The organism is Planctomycetota bacterium, assembly GCA_026387035.1.
Lineage (GTDB): Bacteria > Planctomycetota > Phycisphaerae > FEN-1346 > FEN-1346 > JAPLMM01.
The window spans coordinates 1-5,950 of sequence record JAPLMM010000115.1 but is presented as its reverse complement, the minus strand read 5'-3'; the positions used below and the strand labels follow the sequence as shown (position 1 = coordinate 5,950).

Genomic DNA, 5,950 nt, shown 5'->3' with positions numbered 1-5,950 from the left:
CTGCGCCTCCCGCCGGATTAGAGCCTCCCATGCGAAAACTGCTTGGAACCTTCTTCGGAGTCGGATGGATCCCCGGGCCGGCGGGCACCTACGCCTCGGCCCTCACGGCCGCGCTGATGCTGGCCGCCTGGCACGTGGGATGCCCGTGGTGGGGGATCGCCATCGCGGCCGCCGGGGCCAGCGCCATCGGCGTTGCGGCCGGCCGGGAACCCGAGAAGGATTTCGGCGGCAAAGACCCGCGGCCGTTCGTCATGGACGAGGCGGCGGGGATGCTGCTGGCCGGCCTTGCCGCCTGGACGCCGTGGAGCGGCCGGGCGTGGATCACGCTGGCCGCGGCCTTCGTGTGGTTCCGCCTGATGGATATCCTCAAGCCGCCGCCCGCCCGCCAGTTGGAGCGATTGCCGCGAGGGTGGGGAATCGTCCTGGACGACGTGGCGGCAGGCCTGATGGCCCTGGTCCTCACCATCGCCACCGACGTTCTGCTCGGCCGTCTTATCGGGCCGACCACATGAAGTAGCCGCACACCGCCGCCGCGAGACCCAGCCGATAAAGGCCGAACGGCAAGAGGCCGTGCCTGGTGAGCCACCGGACGAACCCTTTGACGGCCAGCGCCGCGACGACGCCGCTCACGACCAGGCCGATGACCATCCCGTCCACGCCCACCGAGCCGGTCAGGTCGTGCCAACTCTTGGCCCCCTCGTAAACGGTGGCGGCCCCGAGCGTCGGCAGGGCCAGGAGGAAACTGAACTCCGCCGCCGCCAACATGTCGAGGCCGATCACCAGGGCCGCCAGGATCGTAATCATGCTCCGCGACGTGCCCGGCCACATGGCCAGCACCTGCGCCAGGCCGATCACGAGGGCCTGCCAGTAGCGCGTCTGCGCCACGTCCGTGACGCGCGGCCTCTCGATCCCGATTCTATCGGGACTCGGGCCGCCCTGAGCATGGTCGAAGGGCGGGGCGTCCCGCCGCCCGCGCAGCGTCCAGAGTCGGAGGCGTCCGAAGTAGTGCTCGACGACGATCATCAGCACGCCGCCGACCGCCAGGGCCGCAATCACCGAGACCGGATTAAACAGGTGCTCCTTGATCCGGCGATGAAGGGCCACGCCCACGACGGCGGCCGGGAGGAACGCAATGAGCAGGCTCACCGCAAGCCGCAGGCCGGCCGGATCGCGGCCCGCCAGGCCGAGCAGCATCTGCCCGACGCGCTTGCGGTAGAGTCCGAGCACCGCCAGGATTGCGCCGAGTTGGATAACGATGTCGAACGCGTCCACGGCCGGGACCTTCTCGATGCCGCTCTGCAAAGGGTGGGCCGGGTCCGTAAAATGGCTCAGGCCCATCGCGTGATTCACGAGGATGAGGTGCCCCGTGGACGAGACCGGCAGATACTCCGTCAGTCCCTCGACGACGCCGAGGATGGCGGCCTGGCCGGCCGAGATCTTTCTCGGCTCCGGCTCGTTGGCCGACGCGGGCATGGCGCCGGCGACCACCAGTCCGACCCCAACCATACATGCTATCACAGGAAGTCGAATCTTCATGCGCACGTCTCCGACTTGCGGGATGATCCAGGCGGCGACTATGACGCGCGGCGCCGCTCCCGTCCAGAGCCAAGCGGCCTCGCGCCCCGTCCTTCATCGTCCGCCGCCGCCTCTGAACTTGACACGGACCGGCCCCGGCGGTAGGGTCAGTCTGGACCTATGTCACCTCCTTCGCCGAGGCGTCCGTGTCATCACCGGTGGAACTCATCGTCGGACCGGCCGGAAGTGGCAAATCGTCGCGCGTTCTCGCGGCCTACTCGGACGCCCTCGCCGGCGCCGGTCCCGGCCGATGCCTCTTGCTCGTGCCGACCGCCCGCCGGCGCCGCGCAACCGAGAGCCGACTCCTCGCCTCGCAAGAAGCCGGCGTCCTCGTCCGCCCGCAGGTCCTGACGCTGCCGGACCTCGCCGAACGCCTCCTTGCCGCCGCCGGTCAGACGGTCCGCCTCATCCCGGCCCTCGCGCGGCACCACCTCATCCGCGAGTGCCTCGACCGCCTCGGCCCGCGCGAGGCCGCCCTCTTGGGCGCGGTCCGCGACGCCCCAGGCCTCGTGGAGGCGATGGACGCCCTGTTCCGCGAACTGAAGGCGGCGCGCGTCGAACCGGACGCCTTCGGCCGGGCCCTTACGCGAGGGCTCCGCTCGCCCAGGAACCGCCTCCTGGCGGTCCTCTACGCCGACTACCAGCGCGCCCTTCAGGCGCGCGGCGTGTACGACGAAGCCGGCCGGTTCTGGCACGCCGCCGACCTCCTCGCCAAGGGCGAGTTCGGCCCCTTCGGCAATCTCGCGCTCCTGGCCGTTGACGGGTTCCAGAACTTCGATCCGGCCCAACTCGACGTCCTCGAAGCCCTCTCGAAGCGCGCCGAACGCACGATGATCACCCTGGTGTTCGATGCGGCCCGGGCGAAACTTTTCGGCGTCACCAGCCGAACGCGCGAGCGCCTCCGGGCGCGGTTCGGCAAGCGCCTGCGTGAGACGGCCATCAACGATCCGACTCACCTCTCGGCGGGTCTGGAGCGGATTCGGACGCACCTTTTCCGCCTGCCGGACTCGGCCGACGCGCCCGCCCCCCGGGCGGACGGCTCGGTTTGCGTCGTCCGGGCGGCCGGGCGGACGCGCGAGACGGAAGAGGCCGCTCGCCGAATCGCGGACCTCGCCCGCGCGGGCGCCGCCCCCGCCTCGGTCGCGGTCCTCGTCCGGTCGCTCGACGCCTATGCGGCGCTGGTGCGCGAGATCTTTCCCAGGTACGGCCTGGAGTTCCGCGTCGAGCGGGAGCGGCGGCTGAGCGAGTGCCCCGTCGTCCGGGCCGCGATGGCGCTCGTCCGGCCGCAGGCCGACGCCTACGCGTACCGGGCGGTGGCGCGGCTTCTGGAGTCGAGTTACTTTCGCCCCGAGGCGTTTGGCGCCGACGCCGCCACCGCCCGCGCCGCCGTGCGCCTGGCGCGCGAGGCCAACGTCTGGGAAGGCCGACCGAGTTGGTCGAAGGGCCTTGATTACCTCAAGGGCTGCGCCGCCCGGAGCGCCGAGACGGCCGACGATTCGGGCGAGTTCGCGCTGGCACCGGAGGCGGCCCGCGAGCGGATCGACGAGATCGAGCGTGTGCGTGGGTTCCTCGAGCGCCTGTTCGACGCCCTCGCCCTGCCGGACGAAGCGACTCGCCGCGAGTTCGCGGACGCCTTCCGCCGGATCCTCCGCGCCTCGGGCCTCCGGGATGCCGCCTGCGACGATCCGGACCCTCGCCGCCGCGCGCGGGACTCCAAGGCGCTGGCGGCGATTGAAAACCTCCTCGAGGAAGTCGCGCGGCTGGCGGAGGACGGCGCCGCGCGGATTTCGCGCGAGCGGTTCCTGGCGGAGGTGGCCCAGGGCCTCGACCTGGAATCGGTCGCCGCCGAGGAACCGGCCGACGCCCCGGTCGTCGTGATGGACGTGACCCAGAGCCGCGCCCTCGCCTTCGACCACGTTTTCGTCCTCGGCCTGGCGGAGAAGGAGTTTCCCCGCCGGGGCCGGCCGCACCCCTTCTTCGACGATGCGGAACGCGACGGCCTTCGAGGCCACGGCGTGGACCTTCGCCCCGCCGGCCACGACGCCGAGCACGAAATGCTCCTCTACTACCTCGCGGTGACGCGGGCGCGGCGGTCGCTCGTCTTGAGTTACCCGTCGCTCGACGCCGAAGGGCGGCCCGCCCTGGCCAGCCATTACCTGGAAGAGACGAAGGCCCTGTTTGCCGAGGGAAGCGGCGGCGAACGTCTGCCGGCGTTCGCCGTCGGCACGCGCGACCTCGACATGCCGCTCGAACGCCATCGCGCGGCCCGCGAACTTCTCGCCTCGACTCTTTTCGCGCTCTGGGGGCCGGGCGAAACGCACGACGCGGATTTACACCTCGGCGTCCTGGAGGCGCTGCTGGGGCGCGGCGAGGCCGCCCAGGCCGCCCTCGCGGGCCTCGCCGTCGAACACGAGCGCGAGCGAGGCGAGACGTTCGGCCCGTTCGACGGACGCCTGGCGGCCCCGGACATCCTCGAAGCCCTCTGCCGGCGCTACCCGGCGGAGATCGTGATGAACGCCGGCCGCTTCGAGACGTTCGGCGGGTGCCCGTTCGCGTTCTTCGCCTCCGACCTCCTGGACCTCGAGAAGACGGAAGAACCCTCGCCCGACCTGGGACCTCTGGAGGTCGGCCTCATCTATCACGGCCTGCTGGAACGGTTCTTCTCGGCGCTGGCGGCATCGAAGCCGCTCGGCGGGCGCCTGACGGAATCCAACCGCGATGCCGCCCTCGCGCTCCTTCGGAAAAAGGCCGACGAGTATTTCAAGCATCTGGAATCGCACGGCCGGGTGGGCTCCCCCGCCCTTTGGCAGGTCCAGAAGAAGAACATGCTGCGGGACCTCGCGCGCCTGGTGGACTGGCACATCGCGCGGCTGGGGAACTGGCGGCCTGCGTACGCGGAGGTGTGGTTCGGCGCCCCGCGGGGCGTCAAGGTCTCTCCGGTCGGATCGCGCGAGCCGATTGCCCTCGACGGGCCGCACGGGCCCGTGCGCCTGCGCGGGCGCATCGACCGCATCGACCTCGCGGCCGGCGACGAGCCGGGCTACCAGGTCATCGACTATAAGAGCGGCACGTCGGCGCCGGGCGAGACGGACATGGCCCTCGGCACGAGTTTCCAACTGCCCGTCTATCTCTGGGCGGCCGAGGCACTCCTGGCGCCATCCGAGCGCGGCAGCGAAGCGCGCGCGTTCTTCCTGCCGGTCCGCAAGCCGGGCGAGAAGGGCCGGCTGTCCGCGAAGTCCACGCCCAAGCACCCGGACGGGACGCTCGCCCCCGCGCTGGACCGCGCCAGGCAGTACATCGCCAACTTTATCGAGGCGATGCGCGAGGGCGTCTTTCCCGTCTGGCCGCGCTACCGTAGCGGCTGCCCGGAGCACTGCGACTTCCAGGGCATCTGCCGGTTCGCCGAGTGGCGTCTGCGCCGCAAGTGGGAAGCCCACCCCATCGCCGAACTCGAGCCGATCGGTGACGCGGCCGGCGGCGAGGAGGAGGACGAGACGTGAGCCGACCCGCCCCCCTCACCTCGGCGCAGCAGGAGGTCGTCGCCGACCTGGGGCGCAACTGGTGCGTGACGAGCGGCGCGGGCTGCGGCAAGACGCGGGTCCTCGTGGAGCGCTACATCCGGTTCCTGGAGGCCGACCTCGATGTGCCGCTTGAGCGTCTGGCGGCGATCACGTTCACGGAAATGGCCGCCGCCGAGATGCGCGACCGCATCCGCCGGGCCTGCCGGGACCGCCTCCAGGAGGCCCGGTCGGCGGGCGACGCGGTGCGGATCGCGTGCTGGCTCCAGCGCTATTGGGACGTGGACGTCGCCCCGATTCACACGATTCATGGCTTTTGCGCAGCGCTTCTGCGGCGGTTCCCGATCGAGGCCGGCGTGGACCCGAACTTCGAGATGTTCGACGAGGCCGCCGCCGACCTGCTCCTTCAGGAAACCGTCGGCCGAACCGTCGAGAAACTCCTCGAGGCCGAGGACGCCGACGTCCTGGCCCTGCTCGAGTCTTACGACCTCGGGCGGGGACGCGAGGTCCTGGCGGAGATCGTCGGCCAGCACCGCGAGGTCCTCCGCCGCGTCGCCGAGCCCGTCATGGCCCGCAGCGACGCCGAAATCCTGAAGGACCTAAAGCGGCGGAGCGACGAACTCGTCCGCGAGGCTTGCGAGGAGGTTCTCGCAGACGCCGGCGTCGTCCGGGCGCTGGCCGACCTTCGCAAGGTCTCCGGCCGGGCGGAGGACAAACGCGAACTGATCCGGCGCGCCATGCTGGACGCGGTGGACCGGATCGCGAAGGGGCGGACGGCGGACGTGATGAAGTCGGCGGTCGAGGCGCTCCTGGCGATCCGCCTTCAGGGGGGAATCGAAAAGAACTGGCCCTCCGCC

General features: G+C 71.0%; 4 protein-coding genes. 3 read left to right on the top strand and 1 reads right to left on the bottom strand.

The features are described 5' to 3' along the window. On the top strand, positions 1-512 hold a 512-nt coding region (locus NTX40_03945), incomplete at its 5' end, for a phosphatidylglycerophosphatase A (GenBank protein MCX5648239.1). Here NTX40_03945 and NTX40_03940 read toward each other — a convergent pair. Continuing rightward, entirely contained in the window at positions 493-1,506 is a 1,014-nt protein-coding gene (locus NTX40_03940) for an undecaprenyl-diphosphate phosphatase (GenBank protein MCX5648238.1), read from the bottom strand. The genes NTX40_03945 and NTX40_03940 overlap by 20 nt on opposite strands. Positions 1,507-1,721: 215 nt before the next feature. Here NTX40_03940 and NTX40_03935 point away from each other — a divergent pair, with 215 nt between their 5' ends. Together NTX40_03935 and NTX40_03930 are read left to right on the top strand one after the other, a co-directional pair. Beyond that, complete coding sequence (locus NTX40_03935; GenBank protein MCX5648237.1) at positions 1,722-5,075, top strand: exodeoxyribonuclease V subunit gamma; 3,354 nt, start codon at positions 1,722-1,724, stop codon at positions 5,073-5,075. After that, positions 5,072-5,950: UvrD-helicase domain-containing protein (locus tag NTX40_03930; GenBank protein MCX5648236.1), on the top strand; the 879-nt coding region annotated here is incomplete at its 3' end. The genes NTX40_03935 and NTX40_03930, both read left to right, overlap by 4 nt.

Excerpts from the sequence above, each read along its gene's own strand:
- NTX40_03940 (MCX5648238.1), bottom strand. The coding sequence starts at position 1,506 with ATGGTTGGGGTCGGACTGGTGGTCGCCGGCGCCATGCCCGCGTCGGCC.